Below are 19451 nucleotides of genomic sequence, written 5' to 3'. Positions count from 1 at the left end.
AGGCCGCGATGAGTGGCAGGAAAGCGGTCGGCGTCGAAACCATCGGCATGACCATGCGCTTCGGCGGCTTCACGGCGCTGGACGCCGTGTCGGTGAAGGTGCCGGCGGGTTCGTTCCACGCGCTGCTCGGCGAGAACGGCGCCGGCAAGTCGACGCTGGTCAAATGCATGATGGGTTTTTATCATCCGACCTCCGGCGACATGCTGGTCGACGGCCGGGAGGTGGCGATCGCCAGTCCGCGCGACGCCTCGGCGCTTGGGCTTGGCATGGTCTACCAGCATTTTACACTCGTGCCGTCGCTGACGGGGGCGGAGAACCTCGTCATCTCGCGCGAAAAGGTTCCCGGCATCATCGACTGGCGCAAGGAGCGTGGCGACCTTGCCGAGTTCATGGAGCGCATGCCGTTCAAGCTGCCGCTCGACGTCAAGGTGGCGGAGCTAGCGGCCGGCGAGAAGCAGAAGCTTGAGATCATCAGGCAGCTCTATCTCGGCCGCTCCTTCCTGGTGCTGGACGAGCCGACCTCGGTGCTGACGCTCGGCGAGGCGCAGGAGGTGCTGGGCCTGGTGCGCGACATGACCAAGGCGGGCGACCTCACCGTGCTGATGATCTCGCACAAATTCCACGAGGTCACGGCATTCGCCGACGATGTCAGCGTGCTGCGCAAGGGCAAGCTCACGGGAACCGGCCGCGTCGCCGATCTCGACCACAAGGCGATGGCGGCGATGATGATCGGCGACCAGCCGATCGCCGCGCTCGACAGCCGTGCCGCGCCAAGGTCAGACGCCGAGATCGTGCTCAAGGTCAAATCGCTGAAGGCGCCGGACCGAACCGGTTTGAAGTCGATCCGCATCGAGGATCTGGGCGTGCGTTCAGGTGAGATCGTCGGCATCGCCGGCATTTCCGGCAACGGTCAGAAGGAATTTCTGGAAGTGCTGGCCGGCCAGCGCCCGCGCGACGCCGGCGAGGTGCTGGTGCGCGGGGCCGCCTATGCGGCGACGCGGGCCGAGGCGCGCGCGCTCAATGTGCGGCTCATTCCCGAGGAACCGCTGAAGAATGCCTGTGCGCCGAAAATGACGGTGGCCGAGAACATCTCCTTCCGTACCTTCGACATGGACGGCAACGGCAGGCCGGTGAGCTGGATCAGCACCAGCGCCATCCGCGCCTTCAGTGCCAGGCTGGTCGAGCAATTCAAGGTCAAGACCGCCTCGCTGTCGTCGCCCATCGCCTCGCTGTCGGGCGGCAATGTGCAGCGCGCGGTGCTGGCGCGTGAGCTGACCGGCGAGGTCGATCTGCTGATCGTCTCCAACCCCTGCTTCGGCCTCGATTTCTCGGCGGTTGCCGAAATCCGCGCCCGCATCATGAAGGCGCGCAATGCCGGTGCGGCCGTGCTGCTAATGTCGGAAGACCTCGACGAACTCTTGGAATTGTCGGACCGCATCTTCGTCATGTCGGATGGCGCGCTGGTCTACGAGACGCCGATCGCGCAAGCGAGCGTGCAGACCATCGGCGAGCATATGGCGGGACATCATTGATGGCTGAAATCGACGCGCAGCCGTTTTCCTTCACCTTCAACCCGCAGACCATGGCGCTGGTSGTCATCGACATGCAGCGCGAYTTCGYCGAGCCCGGCGGYTTCGGTGCCAGCCTCGGCAACGACGTCAGCCGGGTGACCGCGATCGTGCCGACGGTGAAGCGACTGATCGAAGGCTTTCGCGCTGCCGGCTTGCCGGTGATCCACACCATGGAGTGCCACAAGCCCGACCTCTCCGACTTGCCGCCGGCCAAGCGCAATCGCGGCAATCCGTGGATCCGCATCGGCGATTCCGGTCCGATGGGTCGCGTGCTGATCGCCGGCGAGCCGGGCACGGCGATCCTCGACGAGCTTGCCCCCCTGCCTGGCGAGATCGTCATCGAGAAGCCCGGCAAGGGCGCCTTCTATGCCACCAGGCTTAGTGATGAACTGAAGAGGCTCGGCGCCCAGCAACTGGTTTTTGCCGGCGTCACCACCGAGGTCTGCGTGCAGACGACGATGCGCGAGGCCAATGATCGCGGTTATGAATGCCTGCTCGCCGAGGATGCGACGGAAAGCTATTTCCCCGAATTCAAGGCGGCGGCCATCGCCATGATCCGCGCGCAGGGCGCCATTGTCGGCTGGACGGCGACCACCGACCAGGTGCTGCAGGGACTTGCCAATGGCTAATCTGAGTTTTGCCGGCCTCGTCGATGGCGGCTGGCGCGACCTGGCGTTCGAGCCTTTTCGTGAGGGCATCACCGTGCACTGGCTGCTCAAGGGCGGACCGGTTGAGCCGTCGGTGGCGATCCTCGACTACCGGGCCGGCGCCGGCGTGCCGCGCCACCGCCATGTTGGGCTGGAAACCATCGTTGTGCTCGAGGGCACGCAGAGCGACGAGAATGGCGACTATCCCTCGGGCAGCGTCATCCTGAATCCGGTCGGGACCGAGCATTCGGTGTGGACGAAGGATGGCTGCGTGGTGCTGATCCAGTGGGACCTGCCGGTGATCATTCTGGGAGAAGCCACATGAACGAGATCCGCTTCGACATCGGCAGTTTGCACGCGGCCTATGCCAGCGGTGTCACTGTCGTTGCCATGATCGATGCCGTGCATGCCCGCATCGCGGCGGCTGACGATCCCGGCATCTTCATCCACCTCGCCGACAAGGCGCACATGCTGGCGCAGGCGCAAGCGCTCGGGCCGTTCGATCCGATCAACAAGCCGCTGTGGGGCGTGCCGTTCGCGGTGAAGGACAACATCGATGTTGCCGGAATGCCGACGACCGCCGCCTGCGCCGAATATGCCTATGTGCCCGACAAGGACGCCACCGTGGTTGCCCGGCTGAAGGCCGCTGGCGCGCTGGTGGTCGGCAAGACCAATCTCGACCAGTTCGCCACCGGCCTTGTCGGGGTGCGCACGCCCTACCCGATCCCGAGGAACGCCGTCGATGCCAGCCTGGTGCCGGGCGGGTCCTCGTCGGGGTCTGCTGTCGCGACGGCGCGCGGCATCGTCTCGTTCGCGCTCGGTACCGACACGGCGGGGTCCGGCCGCATCCCCGCCGGCCTCAACAACATCGTCGGGCTGAAGCCGACCGTCGGCGCGCTCTCCGCCGCCGGGGTCGTGCCGGCCTGTCGCACGCTCGACTGCGTCTCGGTGTTCGCGCTCACCGTCGACGACGCCTACGCAGTGTACGGCGTGGCGGCGGCCAAGGACCCGGCCGACGCCTATTCGCGTGCGATCAAGGCGCCGACGCTTGCCGCACGCCCACCATTGCTGAGCGTCGGCGTGCCGGCGGAGGCGGATCTCAAATTCTTCGGCGACGCCTCGATGCAGGCTGGCTTTGAGGCGGCCCTTGGTCTCCTGGAGACGCTCGGCTGCCGGCTGGTCGAAATCCCGTTCGCCGATTTTTACGCCACCGCCAACCTTCTCTACGAGGGCGCCTGGGTGGCCGAACGCTATGCGGCGATCCACGACTTCATGGACGCCAACGAGGCGGCCCTGCACCCGGTAACGCGCAAGATCATCGGCGGCGCGCGCACTCTCTCGGCGGCGGACGCCTTCAAGGGCCTCTATGCGCTTCAGGCCTACAAGGCCAAGCTCGCGTCGGTCATGGCTTCGGTCGACCTGTTCTGCGTGCCGACGGCGCCGACGCATTATGCGCTTGATGCAGTGCTCGCCGATCCGATCACCACCAACAGCCGGCTCGGCACCTATACCAATTTCGTCAATTTGCTGGACATGTGCGGCATCGCCGTGCCGACCGGCAAGCGCCTCGACGGGCTGCCGATGAGCGTGACCTTGCTCGGCACCGCGGGCAAGGATTGGCTGACGGCGGCACTCGCGCGCGACATCCATGCCGCAAGCGGCCTGCCGCTTGGCGCGACCGGCTGGCCGCAGCCGGGCCAGTCGCGGCTTGGAGAATGCGCGCCGGACGCGATGATCGATCTGGTGGTTGTCGGCGCGCATCTTTCGGGCATGCCGCTCAATGGCCAGTTGCTTGAGCTTGGCGCCCGATTCTCGAGGAGTGCAAAGACAACGCCTTCCTACCGGCTCTACGCACTTGCCGGCCAATCCGTACCCAAGCCTGGCCTCGTGCGCGTCGCCGGCGACGGCATGCAGATAGATGTTGAGGTCTGGCGGCTTGATCCGGATGCCTTCGGACGCTTCGTCGCCGCCGTCCCGGCTCCGCTTGGCATAGGCACGATCGAACTCGACGATCGTACGTCGGCAAAAGGATTTCTGGTCGAGACCGCCGGCCTCGCAGGCGCATCTGATATCTCTGCCCATGGTGGCTGGCGCAGTTTTATTGGACGCGCCCAAGATATTGCTGGTCAATCTGAACCGCAGAAAAAAAAGCCCGCCGTGCACCCGATGTAATCGAGTGAACACTAAAATTCGGGATTCGGACGTCTGTTTTCAGGAAACGGCGAGGCTGACCTGAACGACCAATATGAGGCGCATTTCAGACACTTGATCAGCGGCTAGTCAGAGGCTCGTGCAAACGGGCGCGGTCGATGCCGAGGAGGATTGTGAGGTCTGAACACATGCCGCGCGTCGCGTTTTATGAAGATCCTCCCTTTCTGCAGATAGACGGGTTTGTTCGCTGTCAGGATTAAAAAGCGCAAAGCGGGATTGCGCCTTAAATCGCCTTGTTGTACGAACGTTCAACAAGGCGATTTAACGAGTACCTGCCGTGGTACGAACCGAGTTCCCCTTTGCCGTCGAAACCGTCGATCCGCTCTGGATCACGCTGGCTGACGGCACGCGCATAGCCGCCACTCTGTGGCGCCCGCGCACTGATGCCAAGGTGTCTGTCGTCGTCGAAATGGTTCCCTATCGCCGCCGTGACGGCACCGTGGCGCGCGACATCGACATCCATCCCTGGCTCGCCGGCCATGGCATCGCTTGCGCCCGCATCGATATCAGGGGCTCCGGCGATTCCGATGGTGATCTGGCCGACGAATACTTGCCGCGCGAACAGCAAGATGCCTGCGAGATCCTTGCCCATCTCGCAGCACTGCCCTGGTGCAACGGCAATGTCGGCATGACCGGCATTTCCTGGGGCGGCTTCAACGCGCTGCAGGTCGCGGCACGCCGGCCGCCGGCCTTGAAGGCCATCATCACCAATTGCGCCACCGACGACCGCTATGCCGACGACATCCACCATATGGGCGGCGCGCTGCTGACCGAGCAGGAGATGTGGTCGAACTTCATGCTGGTGAAGAAGGCGATGGCGCCCGATCCGCAGATCGTCGGCGACGCTTGGCGTGCCATGTGGGCCAGCCGCCTGACGGCCACCAGTTCGCTGTCGGAAACATGGCTGGCGCATCAGCGCCGCGACGACTATTGGCGGCAGGGGTCGGTCTGCGAAGACCATTCCGCGATCGAATGCGCCGTCATGGCCGTCTGCGGCTGGGAGGACAGCTACTCCAATTTTGTCCCACGCCTGCTTGAACATTTGCCGGGCCCAAAACTTGGCATTGTCGGTCCGTGGTCGCATGCCTATCCCTGCCGTGGCGCGCCGGGACCGCTGATCGGTTATCTGCAAGAGGCGCTGCGCTGGTGGCGTCACTGGCTCTGCGGCGAAGACACCGGCATCATGGACGAGCCGCTCTACCGTGTCTGGATCACCGGCGAGGAGCGGCCGCAACCTTTTTATCTCCCCGACCATGCCGGCTGCTGGGCCGCCGAGGACCAGTGGCCGTCGCCGCGCATCGAGCGCCGCACCTTGCACCTGAACGCCGCCGGGCTGGGCAGGGAATCGGCGCCGGGTTCCACGCTCTCGGTATGCTCGCCCGCCACCGCCGGCCGTGACTGCGGCCGCTGGGGCGGCTATGGCGGCTCCTGTCCGGACATGCCGATCGACCAGCGCCGTGAGGACGGAATGGCGCTGTGCTTCGACACGCCGCCGCTGGATGACGACCTGACTTTGCTCGGCGCGCCGGAACTGGATCTGCTCGTCAGCGTCGACCAGCCGCATGTCAATCTTGCCGCCCGGCTCTGCGACGTCTATCCCGACGGCACCTCGGCGCTGATGACCTATGGCGTGCTCAATCTCAGCCATCGCGACAGCCATGAGCATCCGACGCCGTGCCCGGTCGGGACACCGTTCCGCGTGCGGCTCAAGCTCAATGATTTCGCCCGCACCGTGCCGACGGGCCACCGCATCCGGCTGGCGCTGGCCAACCAGCATTGGCCGATCCTGTGGCCACAGCCGAAGCTGTCGACGCTCTTGGTTGCGACCGGCGACAGCACGGTGATGCTTCCGGTCCGCTCGCCGTCATCGCGCGACCGCGACGTCCGTTTCGAGCCAGCCGAAACCGCTCCGCCGGTTCCCACCACGACACTGGACGAGGGCTTCGATCGCCGCATCGTCACCGACGACGTCGGCTCCGGCGTGCAGACCATAGCGCTGACCTCCGACCACGGCCGCCGGCGCTATGACGATCGCGGCATCACCGTGTCCTCGGCCAACAGCGATACGATGAGCATCAGCAGTGACGATCCGCTGTCGGCAAAACTCGTCACCGAATACCGCTGGGCCATCGCCAGCGCCGATGCCGACACCGAGGCGGTGGCGGTGACCGAGCTAACAGCTGATGAAACGCATTTCAATTTGAGTTGGCGGCTTGAGGCGCGAGAGCGGGGCACGCTCGTCCACAGCGCCTCGGCAAGCCGGCGCATCAGGCGCGATTTCGCCTGAGGAGAGGGAAGGGAGGCCATGCTTGCATACGCAGTGAAGCGCATCGGTCTCGGCCTCCTGATCCTCATCCTTGTCATGATCGCCATGTATGCGGCCGTCTTCCTGGTGCCGGGGGATCCGGCGAGCGTGGCGCTTGGTCCGCGCGCTACACCGGAACTGAAGCGGCTGCTGATCGAGCGCATGGGCCTCGACCAGCCGGTCTGGTGGCAGATCGTCGAATTCTTCCGCAACGCGCTGACCGGCAATCTCGGCTATGACGTCTGGTCGAACCGGCCGGTCTCGACCCTGGTCATGGAGGCGTTGCCAAACACGCTGATCCTCGGCCTGACTGCGCTCACCGTCGCGCTCCTCATCGGCGTGCCGCTCGGCTGCCTGTCGGTGATGCGGCGCGGCACGGCAGCCGATGCCGTCATCGGCGTGCTCTCGGTCGGCGTCATCGCCGTGCCGTCCTTTGTCGTCGCCATCTATTCACTGCTGCTCTTCGCCGTCACGCTGCGCTGGCTGCCGGCCATCGGCGCCGGCGAGGCCGGTGACTTCGTCAGCCAGGCCAAGGCGCTGGTCATGCCGGCGGCGGCAATCGCGCTCGGCTGGATCGGCTACATCGCCCGCATGGTGCGCGCCTCGATGATGGAGGTGATGGGCGAACCGCACATCCGCACCGCGCGCTCCTTTGGTTTGCCGGAGTGGAAGATCGTCTCCAAATACGCGCTGCGCATCGCCATCATCCCGACCATCTCGCTGGTCGCCGTCGGCCTCGGCAGCATCCTGTCCAGCGCCGTCTTCGTCGAGGCGGTGTTTGCCCGGCCCGGCATCGGCAAGTTGATCACCGACGCCGTCAACACCCGCAACTATCCGGTGGTCATGGGCACCGTGCTGATCATGACCGCCATCTACGTCTCCATCACCATCGCAGCCGATCTGCTGATTGCGCGGCTCGATCCGAGGGTGCGTGATGTCTTCCGTGGCTGAGGCCTCTTTATCCACGCCGGCTCGACAACGGTTTCCGCTGCTGCGCGCACTGCTTGCCGATCCGTTCACCTGCGTCGCGCTGATCCTGGTTGCCGGGTTCCTCGTCACCGCCGTCTTCGCGCCGTGGCTGGCGCCGTATTCGCCGCTCAAGATCGATGTGCTGCACAAGCTGCAGCCGCCATCGGCCGAACACTGGTTCGGCACCGATCATCTCGGCCGCGATCTCCTGTCGCGCGTCATTTATGGCGCGCGCACCGCGCTGACCATCGCCATGGTGTCGGTGGCCATCGCCGGCGCCATCGGCCTGCTGCTCGGGCTGGTCGCCGGCTACGGGCCGCGCTGGCTCGACGCCATTCTGGTGCTGACGTTCGACAGCCTGAATTCGCTGCCGATGATCATGTTCGCGCTCGCCGTCATCACCGTACTCGGCGCCGGCACCGGCACGCTGATCATCGTCATCGCCGCGACCTCGTTCCCGAGCTATGCCAGGCTGATCCGGGCTCAGACGCTGGCGCTGAAGAACAGTGACTACATCCTCGCCGAGCGCCTTCTCGATGCCAGCCCAGCGCGCATCATCTTCATCCACCTTCTGCCCAATGTCGTCGGCCCGCTGATCATTCTTCTGTCGATGGACATTCCTGTCGTCATCATGGTCGAGGCCGGTCTCAGCTTCCTCGGCCTCGGTGTGCGGCTGCCGACGCCGTCCTGGGGTTCGATCCTCTATGACGGCTACACCAGCATCCGCTCGGCTCCCTTCATGGTCATCTTCGGGGGGCTGCCGCTGGTGCTCGCGACACTCGGCTTCACCTTCCTTGGCGAAGGCCTGCGCGACTATTTCGACCCGCGCCTGCAGTTGCGGAGGCCGGCATGAGTGGCTCGCTTGCTGCCAGGGATCTCAGCGTCCGCTACGAGACGCCGCATGGCAGCGTGCACGCGTTGCGCCATGTCGACATCGAGGCGCATCCGGGCGAAGTGATCGGCATCGTCGGCGAGAGCGGCTGCGGCAAGTCCACGCTGGTCACCGCCCTGGCAAACCTGCTGCCGGCCAACGCCCGTATCGACGGGTCGATCAGCTACAACGGCGTCGACCTGGCCAAGCTCGACGCGCACCGCCAGCGCCTGCTGCGTGGCGACGAGATCGCGCTGGTCAGCCAGGATCCAATGACCGCCTTCAACCCGGTGCTGACCATCGGCGACCAGCTCGTCGACTTCCAGCACCACCGTAAGGATCTCGGCCGGGCGCAGAAACGCGCGCGCATCGCCGCCATGCTCGGTCGCGTCGGCATCGCGGATGCGGAACGGCGGATGGACTGCTACCCGCACGAACTCTCCGGCGGCATGCGCCAGCGCGTGGCCATCGCGGCGGCATTGTTGACCGATCCCGGCCTGCTCATCGCCGACGAGCCGACGACGGCGCTCGATGTCACCATGGAGGCGCAGATCATCCATCTGCTGCGCGAACTGCGGCGCGAATACAACGGCATCGTCATCGTCGTCTCGCACCATCTCGGCGTCATCGCCGAGCTCTGCGACCGGGTCTATGTCATGTATGCCGGCGAGGTGGTCGAGGACGGCGAGGTCGACGTGATCTTCCACGACGCCAGGCATCCCTACACACAGGCATTGCTCGCCTGCGATCCAGCCCGCTTCCAAGAGCGGCTGGACAGGCTGCCGACCATTCCAGGCTCATTGCCCAATCTGACCCAGCCGCCATCCGGATGCGTCTACGCGCCGCGCTGCGACCGCGCCTTCGCGCCATGCGGCAGCGTCGCACCGCCACGGGTGAAACTGTCCGCCTCGCATATGGCGCGCTGCCACGCGGTGACGCCATGAGCCCGCTGCTCGCCATCGACGATCTGTCGGTGACCTTCGCCCGCAGCGGCTTGCTCAACCGCCTGATCAACCCGTTTCCGTTGCCGAGCTTCAACGTCATCGACGGCGTGACGCTGTCGCTGATGCCGGGCGAGACGCTTGGGCTGGTCGGCGAGTCCGGTTCCGGCAAGACCACGCTTGCCCGCACCATTCTTGGCCTTGTGCGCGCGGCGGCCGGCCGCATCGTCTTCGAGGGCAGGGACGTGCAGACGACGGCCGATTTCCGCGCCATGCGAAGGCGTTCGGCGATGATGTTCCAGGATCCGGTGGCGTCGCTCAGCCCGCGCCTGCGCATCGGCACGCTGCTGACCGAGCCGCAGGTCATCCAAGGGCTGCCGATGTCGGACCGCCGCGCCGCGGCAAAAACGCTGCTGGCGCTGGTCGGGCTGCCGGCCTCCTTCGTCGACCGCTTCCCGCACGAGCTGTCCGGCGGGCAGGCGCGCCGCGTCGGCGTTGCCCGGGCGCTGGCGATGAAGCCGCATCTGCTGCTTGCAGACGAGCCGACCGCCGGCCTCGATGTGTCGGTGCAGGGCGATGTGCTCAACCTGATCGGCGAATTGAAGCGCGAACTCGGTTTCGCCGCCATGATCGTCACCCACAATCTGGCAATGATCCGCCATGTCAGCGATCGGCTGGCCATCATGTATCTCGGCCGGCTGGTCGAGACCGGACCGACGCAGGACGTGTTCTCGGAGCCAATGCATCCCTATACCGCCACGCTGATCCAGTCCGAGCCGATACCCGACCCACGCCGACGTAGCCGAAACCCGGCCGTCACTGGCGAGATACCAAGTGTGTTCCGCCGGCCCTCGGGCTGTGAGTTCCACACGCGCTGCCCGATCGCCCGCGATCGTTGCAAGACCGAGGCACCGACCTATCGGCCGATGGGCGCTGACCGGATGGTGCGCTGCCATTTCCCGCTGGAGACAGGCGGGCAAGAACGGGAAGCCTTCTCACGCGCTTCCGCAAACCAAAGGGGAAACTGACATGACGCAATGGAACATGGACAGACGTGCATTCCTGAAGGCGGCCGGCGCGCTGGGCGTTGGCCTGACGATGAAGCCTGGTTTCGCCTGGTCGGCCGTCGGCGACACACTGCGCATCCGAATGGAGGGCGATCTTCAAACGCTCGATCCCGCCTTCATGATCGGCGGCATCGAGGATGTGATGATGCGCGGCATTTACGTTTCGCTGAACCGGCTTGGCGATCTCAGGGAAGGTTCGCCATGGTCGCTTTGGGGTGCGGAGAAGCTTGAGCTGCAGGATCCGAAAACCATTGCGTTCACGCTGATCGACGGGCTGAAATGGTCGAACGGTTTTGGCCCTGTCACCGCCGAAGACGTGAAATTCTCGTATGAGCGTATTGCCGATCCGAAGCTGTCGTCGCCCTGGGCCTACCAGTTCGAAAAGCTCGACCGCGTCGAGATTGTCGATGGCAGATCCGGCATCATCCATCTCAAGGACCCCTACCAGCCGATCTTCGTCACCAGCCTGCCCTACTATGGTGGCCACATCATCAGCCGCGCCGGCACCGAAAAGGCAGGCGGCAAGTTCACCACGGAGCCGCCGGCGACCTGCGGCCCCTATCTCTTCTCGGACTGGCAGCAGAAGCAGAAGGTGACGCTCACCGCCAATCCTGACTGGCCGGGACCGAAGCCGGATTTCGGCAAGGTCGAGATCTACATCGTCGCCGACGATCAGGCAGCACAACTGGCCTATGAGGCCGACGCCTTCGACTACACCAAGATCGCCATTTCGGCGACCAAGGCGGTCAAGGCCAGCCCGCCCGCCAATACCGAGGTGATCGAAGCGCAGTCGACCCGCTACGTCTGGCTCACCATCAACATGCTGAGCCCCCGGCTCAAGGATTTGAAGGTCCGCCAGGCCGTGCAGTACGGCGTCGATGTCGGGCAGATCTTGACCGGCGTCTATGACGATCTCACCAAGCGCTCCACCGGCGTCGTCCAGCCCGGGACCAAATTCGCGCGGGCCGGCAATCTGATCGCCGCACCGGACTACGCGAAATCCGCCGCGCTGCTGGCGGAGGCCGGCGTCAGCGATCTGTCGTTGACCCTGACGGTGATGAACGATTCCATCCGTGCCGCGACCGCGCAGATCATCCAGGCCAGCCTCGAACAGGCCGGCATCAAGGTCGAGATCCAGCCCTATGACGAGGCCGCGTTCTGGGGCGTCGGCGACAAGACGCAAGGCGACGGCTACAAGAACATCGATCTGGCGCTGATGGATTTCGCCGGCGGCGTCGACCCTTCCGAAAACCTGGTCTGGTTCCGCCCCGACCAGATCGGCGTCTACAACTGGTCCGGCTTCGACAGCGCGGAGTTCGAGACCAGCTACCAGCAGCTGGTGGCGGAAAGCGAGGAGGCCAAGCGCATCGCATTGTCCAACCGCATGGAGGACCTGATGGAACAGTCGGGCGGCTTCGTCTTCATTTGCCACCAGCCGCTGGTCGTCATCCACAAGGCCGGTTTCGAGCCGGTCATCTATCCCGACGGCCACCCCAATCCGGTCTTGTTCAAGAAGAAGGTATGAATCGCTCCGTGGACAGAAAAGCCACGATCGATTAGCTGGAGCCATGACGGAAACAGGACCAGCACCTGAAAAACGCAAGCGCGGCGCCAAGAAATCGCCGCCGCGCTTCAGCCGCGAACAGGCTGACGTGCGCCGCTCCATGCTGATCGAGGCGGCGACGCGCTGCCTGTCGGTCGGCGGCATCGGCGCCTTCACCATCGATCGCATCTGCAAGGAGGCCGGCGTCTCGCGCGGCCTCATCAACCATCACTTCGAAGGCCTCGATGGCTTGCTGGTCGAGGTCTACAAATCCTCGCTTTACGCCAGCGTCAACAACCAGATCGCCGAAGCCAAGCGGCGGCGCGCCGAGACGTCCGATTGGTCGCCACAGGCAGCGCTCGCTGCCCTGGTGCATTCCAATTTTTCGCCCGATTATTTCAGCCGTGACAATCTTCTGATCTGGCTGTCGCTGTGGGGGGAAATTGCCGTCAACCCGCGGCTCAAGGCGGCGCACCGCGAACTCTATGATGCCTACCGGGTGGAACTCGCCGAGGACATCGCCGCAGTCGCCGTGCCGCGCGGCAGGCAAGTCGACGCCCCGACGCTGGCGCGCAATTTCATAGCCCTCGTCGACGGACTCTGGCTCGAATGGTGCCTCGATGAAAGCGTGCTGACGCCGCAGGGGGCCGAGGCTGCGGGTTTTGAGATGCTCGAGGCGCAGGTCGGGCCGCTGCGGGGCGGATAACATTTCAGGTTGGCGCTGCACCCCCCTCTGCCCTGCCGGGCATCTCCCCCTCAAGGGGGGAGATCGGATGTCACCTCGGCCTTCGCCAATCATCAACGCTGAAGCAGAAGCGCCTTCAGCGGAGCTGCTAATCTCCCCCCTTGAGGGGGAGATGTCCGGCAGGACAGAGGGGGGTGTCTTGGCGCTAACCTCAAATTGGCTCGCCCCCTCAATTCAGCGGCGAGCCACCCTCGCGTTTCCGCCTTTCCATATAGTCGCGCAGGGCTTCGTCGATGCCGGGATCGATCGGCGGCTGCTCATACTCGGCGACCATGCGCTTCCAGACGACGTTGGCGCGTTCGCGCGCCGTCACCTGGCCGCGCTCCATCCAGGTATCGTAATTGTCCCAGTTGGACACCAGCGGCGAATAGAACGCCCGCTCATAGCGCTGCATCGTGTGCGCGGCGCCGAAGAAATGCCCAGCCGGGCCGACCTCGCGCACCGCTTCCAGCGCCAACGTATCGATGTCGACCACCGGCGGGTCGAAATAGGCGCACATCATCTGCAGCATCTCGGCATCAATGACCAGTTTCTCGAATGATGCCGTCAGCCCGCCGCCGAGCCAGCCGGCCGCATGCAACACCAGGTTTGCGCCGCCCATCAGGCAGCCCCACAACGACATGGCGCTCTCATAGGCCGCCTGCGCGTCGACCGAATTGGCGGCGGTGACATTGCTGGAGCGAAACGGCACGCCGATCAGCCGGCAGAGCTGACCGGTGATCTGCGCGGCTTGTGTGTATTCGGGCGTACCGAAAGCCGGCGCGCCGGTCTTCATGTCGACATTGGAGGTGAAGCCGCCATACATCACCGGTACGCCGGGACGCACGATCTGCGTCAACACGATGCCGGCCATCGCCTCGGCATGCTGCTGCGACAGCGCGCCGGCCAGCGTCACCGGGCTCATCGCGCCGGCCAGCGTGAACGGCGTGATGACATTGACCTGGCCATGTTCGGCCAGCGCGATCAACCCTTCGGCCATCGGCTCATCGAGCTGCAGCGGCGAGTTGGTGTTGATGATGCCGGTGAATACCGGCATCTCCTGCGCCAGGTTTTCGCGCGTCGTGCCGAGCGATATCGCCACCATTTCCAGCGCGTCGATGGCGCGTCCGCGGCCAAGCGCCTGCGGCTGCCAGTTCTTGTCGAGCAAAGTGATCTCGGCATAGTAGAGGTCGAGATGGCGCGTGTTCTGGTGCAGGTCGAGCGGCTCGAACGGCCCGCCGCCTTCCTGATGCAGCACGTTGAACGACTGGATGAGTTTGAGATAGTCGCACATCTCGGCATAGGTGCCTGGCCTGCGGCCGCGATCGTTGTCCATGACATAGGCCGGCCCGCCGACCGACGACAGGATGCAGTGTTTCCCGCCGACCTTGACGTTCTTCGCCGGATTGCGAGCCCGCAGTTCGAACGAGGACGGCGCCATGGCGACGCGCTCCATGACCATGGCGCGGTCGAAGCGCACCCGCATCTCGCCTTCGTCGACATCGCAGCCTGCAGTGCGATAGAACTGGCGTGCCTGCGACTGCAGCACGCGCATGCCGATCTCCTCGAGGATGGTCAGGCCCATTTCGTGGATTGTCTGCACCTGGTCGGCCGACAGGATCTCGATCGGCGCATAGGGCCGCGTCAGCTGCTTCCACGGCCGCTGTTCGATACCGCCGATCTCGCGCTGCGGGCGGCCGGGTCTGCGACGTGCCGTGATGCGCTCCATGGCCTCTAGAACTCCCTGTTTGACGCAATTCCCTAGGGAAAGCGCTATGAGCTTTTCCCGGGAAAACCGCTTCACGCGTTTTCCTGGAATTGCTCTATTCGGCTGCCGTCCGCATGTCGAAGTCCGCCACTTGATCGACAATCGGCGTGTCGCGGCGGTAAGGCTGCCAGCGGATTTTTGTGCCGATCTCCTGAGCAAGCTTGTGGCCGCTATGCACCGCATGCGCGATGGCGCCCGGGGCCAGCGTGTCGCCGATACGATCGACATTGCGGATGCCGGCAGCCGCCAGCGCGTCCGCCCGTAGCGTCAGCGCCTCGAACAGCTCGCCGCGCGGCAATCTCAGCCCGACGATCAGCACCGAGCGGCAGGCCATTCGGGCCTCCTCACCGGTGAACAGATGCGCCAGCGTTGCCGTCTCGCCGTCGAAGGATTTCAAGAGATGCAGCGTCGTCACCGGCACTTTGCGCCGGGCCAGCGCCCGGTGCACCAGCGGCAATTCGTTGGTCATGATCGTCCAGGCGGAGGCCTGGCCGGCGGGTGTGACATAGCTGACCGGAATGCCTTGTGCGGCCAGATGCTCGGTCAGCACGCCGCCCATGTAATAATTGTCGAAATCGAAGACCAGCGTTGGCCCTTGCGGGAGGCGGCCAGCAGCGATGTCGTCGGGCGTGAACACACCGGGACGGTCGAGCCGGCCGACCGGAATCTCCAGCGAGGAATAGAGCATGTCGGTCCAGCGCGCGCCGGTCGCCAGCACCACGCGGTCCGGCGCCAGCTCGATGATCTCGTCGGCGCCCAAGACACTCTCCGGATAGAGCGAGACGTTGCTCATCTCGTTGAGGCGCCCGAGGCGGTAGTCGACGACGCGGTTCCAGGCCGACAGGCCGGGCAGCGTCTTTTCGAAGGCCAGACGTCCGCCGAAGGTACGGCCGCTGTCGGCGAGCGTCACCTCATGGCCGCGACGGCCGAGCGTCAGCGCGCATTCGAGCCCCGCCGGCCCGCCGCCGACAATCAGGATGCGCTCAGGATTGTCGGCGCGCTCGACACGTTCGGGGTGCCAGCCGCGACGCCATTCCTCGCCGGCGGTCGGGTTCTGGGTGCAGCGCACCGGCACGCCGTCATGCCAGCTCGAAATGCAGATGTTGCAGCCGATGCATTCGCGGATTTCGGCCTCGCGGCCCTCGCGGATCTTGGCCGGCAGGAAGGGGTCGGCGATCGACGGCCGCGCTCCGCCTATGAAGTCGAGCACGCCGCGCTTGATCTGCGACACCATCGTGTCGGGCGAGGTGAAGCGGCCGACGCCGACCACCGGCTTTTTGGTCAGCGATTTGACGAAATCAATCACCGGCTCGTGGCTGCCTTCGCCGGTGAAGCGCGACGCCGAACAGTCGGTCGGGCTGGAATCCATCTTGACGTCGAACAGGTCCGGCAGGTCGGCGAGCAGTCCGACCAGCTCGTGCGCTTCCGAGGGCTGGTTGCGGCCGGGTCTGCCGCGCAGTTCCTCAAGGCTGACGCGCAAGGCGACGCCGCAGTCCTGGCCGACGGCATCCTTGGTGACCTCGATCATCTCGCGCACGAAGCGCACCCGGTTCTCGATCGGTCCGCCATAACAGTCGGTGCGATGATTGTATTCCGGCAGCAGGAACTCGTAGCCGAGATAGCCCATGCCGGCATAGACATAGACGACGTCAAAGCCGGCCGTGCGCGCCTTGCGCGCCGCTTCGGCCTGGCATCTAAGCACCTCGCGGATGTCGGCCTTGTCCATGGTCTTCGGCCGCAAATTGCCCATGAAGCCGACATGGGTGGCCATCCACGGAATTCCCGATGGCGACAGCGGCGGCAGGCGGCTCGTCCTGTTCATGACGGATGCGCCGCCATGCCACAGTTCCACGCCGGCAAGCGAGCCATGCCGATGCACGGCCTCCGTCATCAGCGCATGCGCGCGGATGTCGTTGTCATCCCACAGGGTGGCGAAAGGCAGTGGTGAATCGTCCGAGCTCGGATCGATCGAACAGGCGCCGGTGCAGATCACGCCCCATCCGCCCTCGGCCTTGGCCTCGCGAAAGGCGGCGCGAACGCGCGGCAGCGCGTTGGTCATGCCGCTTGCGTGCGGCACCTGGTAGAAGCGGTTCGGCGCAGTGACCGGCCCGATCCGCATCGGCTCGAACAGGATTTCATAGCTGGGATTACACGGCATCGGGGCTTCGCAAATATGCTTGTTGAACGATCGTACAACAAGCATATTCGTTCGATGGGCAGAACGCAATGGCCGGCGGGAAGCACCTCCTTGTTAAGAGTGGCTGCGAACCATAGGTGAGACGTGCACTCGACAGACCGAAAAAGATTGCACTAGGCCTGGGGTCGAAACTGTTATCAGTGCCAACGTTGGAACAAATTGGCGGGCCTTAAGGTGGGTCTGTGCGTAACAGTTTTCTATCGAACCCCTTGCGACCGCTTCGGGATTTGCCGCAGAATTATTTATTCGGAACTATTTCAGCGCATGCTAATTGAAGCAACCCTCGTTCGACCGATACTTCGCCTTGAGCGAAGGCTGCAATTGGCATCGTGGGGCCGGCTTATTGGAAAAACAGACTTGTGACGCGCCCCTTCCGTCCCATGCGTTCCGCAATCCTGCAGGGGCGATATATTCAGCTAATTTAACCGCGCGGTCGGCCTTTCGGTCCTGGCGAGCTTTCCGCCGGGTGTGCGGACAATCTGGCGGATCGTTGATCTTTCAGCCAAAGGGACTTCTCTTTTATTTCCAGTAGCTCGGCTCGAGCGCCGTCGTCAGTGGTCGCTTGGCTACGCTTCGCAGCAATCACATAGTCGGCTCTATTCGTTCGGTAGTCTCCCTTTTGCACCGCCATCGTTTCCTCCCCAGTCCGTGCGGCGTTTCCCTCCTTTGGCACGGCGGAGATTCACTAACTGCCGGTGCGCCGCGCGAGTCTAGCAATTGGGGATTGTATTAAAATGATACAGGCAGCAGGAGCAATCGCGAGTGGAAGCCGACCTTCGAGAGAGGGCCTAGGGGACTTCAGTCTTAGTTGAGCTATCGCTAATACGCCTGTAGCTTGGGCAGTGCGGGAAACCTGCATACCAAAGTCCATGGTAGCATCGAGCCTGTTCGCAGCATCGTCGGAAGGCTGACCTAAGTGCTCTCAACTGTATTGCGGGAAAAGCTGGTTTGCGATTGCGGTCGCACCGGGTATTTGAAACTACGAGAAGACAATCAGCCCCTCAGCGGCGCATGGGAATCTTACAGTTTGGAGGGTTTCGAGGGCGGCAGCCTGACGATCACTAGTTCGGGAAATATTCCAGGGGACAAGTTGGCCTATCTCCATCCTTTGTGTCCTCAATGCAGTCAGTGGGGCAGGGTAAAGTATGCCAGCCGTGCCTGAGCCCGCAACAGGGAAAAGTTGGTTCCCTCAGCAGCTTGGCCCCGCACTTCAAAGCGGGACAACCTATTGGCGGGCCTTAGGCGGGTCTCAGCGTAACACTTTTCTATCGAATCGATTTTTATCAGTTTTATTGAATAACTGGCGGAGAGAGCGGGATTCGATTTCTTACCAAGAGCCAAGCAAAATAAGGATTTCTTGGCAGTAATGTTACACATCATGTTACGCGCGATCCTTGAGATAATTTACTAGAGGCCGTTCGGCTTTGGACCCCGTAAAGGGCCTCAGGCGGCATGATGTCCGGATTTAGACCCGTAACTGCCATTCGCTCGGTTCCCGAGGGTATGGCGACTCCCCGTCCAATTTGGGATTTGGTCCCACACAGCACCCTTGGTGCTTGGTTGGGAGAAGTACGTGGACATCGCGGACTGGCTAAGTAGCCTGGGACTGGAGCGATACGCTCCGAAGTACCGGGATTCCGGTCGCGTTGTAGCCTATCTTGGTGACGAGGAAGAGTAGCTCTGGCGGCTCGCTGTCGTGCATATATTAGCAACCCCTTGACGAACCGGTTGGCCGCGCCAGAATCCTATGCATGGCGGAGGAGATCAATATCGGTGACAAGGTGGCGATCATCGCGACGGCTGGCAAGCGGATCGAGGATCGTGTCACGCTGCGGGCGGGTAGCCATGCCGATCCGACGGAGGGCGACGGAGGCAGGCATTCTAAAGCCAGCCGAACTGGATTTGTTAGGACGCGTGTTCGAGCAGCTTCGTCTTGCAGGCCAATCACAGGAAGCGCGTGAAGCAATCGCATCCCGGATCATCGCGAACTACATGGCCGGCCCCGAGCAAACTCCGTGATCCGGTTGACCGTGAGCTCGCAGATGGCGCGCGGCATCCTCTCCGAGATGCGGGCGCTGCGCATTGCCCAGCCGCTGGCCTCAATGCGCCTCGCCATCCTGACACGAATGCGCAAACCCTCGTGTTACGCTCTGATGGTTTACGTCACCGAGCTGATAGCCATCAAAGCAAATGGGAGAGTTCGCCACGTCCAGGATCAACCGCCGCGCATTGCTCTTCCACTCCGGCAGCGCAGTCGTCGCATCGACGGCAGCGGCAACAGCACTCGGCGCAGAGCCGCCGGGCAAAGACCCAGAACCGTCCAACACACTGCGAGCGCTGATTGAGGCGCACAGAACAGCTTATGCTGCGTTCGGCAAAGCCCTCCATGACAAAGGCGCGGGCAGCAGCGGCCCCGACGGAGCCAGCCTGGAGGAGGAGAGGGCGCTGCTCGCCATCTGCAGCTACGCTGCGGTTAGGGAAGGAGATCGCCTGGCCAAGGCCCGATATCTTTTGGAGACCGAGGCGCGCGGTGAACTCGACCTCACAGAGCATATGCAGGCCGTTCTCCGATCCACGATGTGGAAGGGATGAGGCGAACCGGTGACGTCAGTAGCTAATCTTCAGTTCCTCCGTGTC

14 protein-coding genes are annotated in these 19451 nt (G+C 63.9%); 12 read left to right on the top strand and 2 right to left on the bottom strand.

What is annotated here, in order from left to right; all coding sequences use genetic code 11:
* The first annotated feature begins 8 nt into the window (after positions 1 to 8).
* The 11 genes from AC1DYO_RS06215 (at position 9) to AC1DYO_RS06165 (ending at position 12831) form a co-directional block, all read left to right on the top strand.
* On the top strand, positions 9 to 1532 hold the full coding sequence (locus tag AC1DYO_RS06215; RefSeq protein ID WP_477261315.1) for an ABC transporter ATP-binding protein: 1524 nt from the start codon (positions 9 to 11) through the stop codon (positions 1530 to 1532).
* Entirely contained in the window at positions 1532 to 2200 is a 669-nt protein-coding gene (locus tag AC1DYO_RS06210) for a cysteine hydrolase family protein (RefSeq protein ID WP_477261313.1), read from the top strand. Before AC1DYO_RS06215 ends, AC1DYO_RS06210 begins: the two co-directional genes overlap by 1 nt.
* On the top strand, positions 2193 to 2543 hold the full coding sequence (locus AC1DYO_RS06205; protein WP_477261311.1) for a cupin domain-containing protein: 351 nt from the start codon (positions 2193 to 2195) through the stop codon (positions 2541 to 2543). The genes AC1DYO_RS06210 and AC1DYO_RS06205 overlap by 8 nt, the downstream gene beginning before the upstream one ends.
* The gene (gene atzF, locus AC1DYO_RS06200; protein ID WP_477261310.1) at positions 2540 to 4390 is read left to right on the top strand and encodes an allophanate hydrolase; all 1851 of its coding nucleotides are present in this window, start codon (positions 2540 to 2542) and stop codon (positions 4388 to 4390) included. Before AC1DYO_RS06205 ends, atzF begins: the two co-directional genes overlap by 4 nt.
* 316 nt (positions 4391 to 4706) lie before the next feature.
* Positions 4707 to 6716, top strand: coding sequence for a CocE/NonD family hydrolase (locus tag AC1DYO_RS06195; RefSeq protein WP_477261308.1), 2010 nt, complete (start codon positions 4707 to 4709; stop codon positions 6714 to 6716).
* 18 nt (positions 6717 to 6734) lie between these two features.
* Positions 6735 to 7685: an ABC transporter permease gene (locus AC1DYO_RS06190; RefSeq protein ID WP_477261306.1), complete on the top strand. Its 951-nt coding sequence runs from the start codon at positions 6735 to 6737 to the stop codon at positions 7683 to 7685.
* Positions 7669 to 8556 carry an ABC transporter permease gene (locus AC1DYO_RS06185; protein ID WP_477261304.1) on the top strand — a complete coding sequence of 296 codons (888 nt, stop codon included), beginning with the start codon at positions 7669 to 7671 and terminating at the stop codon, positions 8554 to 8556. Before AC1DYO_RS06190 ends, AC1DYO_RS06185 begins: the two co-directional genes overlap by 17 nt.
* Positions 8553 to 9518 (top strand): ABC transporter ATP-binding protein, encoded by a 966-nt coding sequence (locus tag AC1DYO_RS06180; protein WP_477261302.1) that lies wholly within the window; start codon positions 8553 to 8555, stop codon positions 9516 to 9518. Before AC1DYO_RS06185 ends, AC1DYO_RS06180 begins: the two co-directional genes overlap by 4 nt.
* The gene (locus tag AC1DYO_RS06175) at positions 9515 to 10543 is read left to right on the top strand and encodes an oligopeptide/dipeptide ABC transporter ATP-binding protein (protein ID WP_477261300.1); all 1029 of its coding nucleotides are present in this window, start codon (positions 9515 to 9517) and stop codon (positions 10541 to 10543) included. The genes AC1DYO_RS06180 and AC1DYO_RS06175 overlap by 4 nt, the downstream gene beginning before the upstream one ends.
* 1 nt (position 10544) lies before the next feature.
* Entirely contained in the window at positions 10545 to 12107 is a 1563-nt protein-coding gene (locus AC1DYO_RS06170) for an ABC transporter substrate-binding protein (RefSeq protein ID WP_477261298.1), read from the top strand.
* A gap of 43 nt (positions 12108 to 12150) precedes the next feature.
* Positions 12151 to 12831, top strand: a complete 681-nt coding sequence (locus AC1DYO_RS06165) for a TetR/AcrR family transcriptional regulator (protein WP_477261296.1) — start codon at positions 12151 to 12153, stop codon at positions 12829 to 12831.
* A gap of 208 nt (positions 12832 to 13039) precedes the next feature.
* On the opposite strand, the gene AC1DYO_RS06160 is transcribed toward AC1DYO_RS06165, so the two are convergent.
* Positions 13040 to 14578, bottom strand: a complete 1539-nt coding sequence (locus AC1DYO_RS06160) for a trimethylamine methyltransferase family protein (RefSeq protein WP_477261294.1) — start codon at positions 14576 to 14578, stop codon at positions 13040 to 13042.
* Positions 14579 to 14672: 94 nt separating this feature from the next.
* Positions 14673 to 16775: an oxidoreductase gene (locus tag AC1DYO_RS06155; protein WP_477261292.1), complete on the bottom strand. Its 2103-nt coding sequence runs from the start codon at positions 16773 to 16775 to the stop codon at positions 14673 to 14675.
* Between the two features lie 2229 nt (positions 16776 to 19004).
* On the opposite strand from AC1DYO_RS06155, the gene AC1DYO_RS06150 reads away from it, so the two are divergent.
* Complete coding sequence (locus tag AC1DYO_RS06150; RefSeq protein WP_477261290.1) at positions 19005 to 19406, top strand: hypothetical protein; 402 nt, start codon at positions 19005 to 19007, stop codon at positions 19404 to 19406.
* Positions 19407 to 19451: the final 45 nt, after the last annotated feature.

Source organism: Mesorhizobium sp. P2_F5, assembly GCF_056403715.1.
The sequence above is the reverse complement of the archived record's forward strand: the minus strand, read 5'-3'. Positions and strand labels throughout refer to the sequence as shown.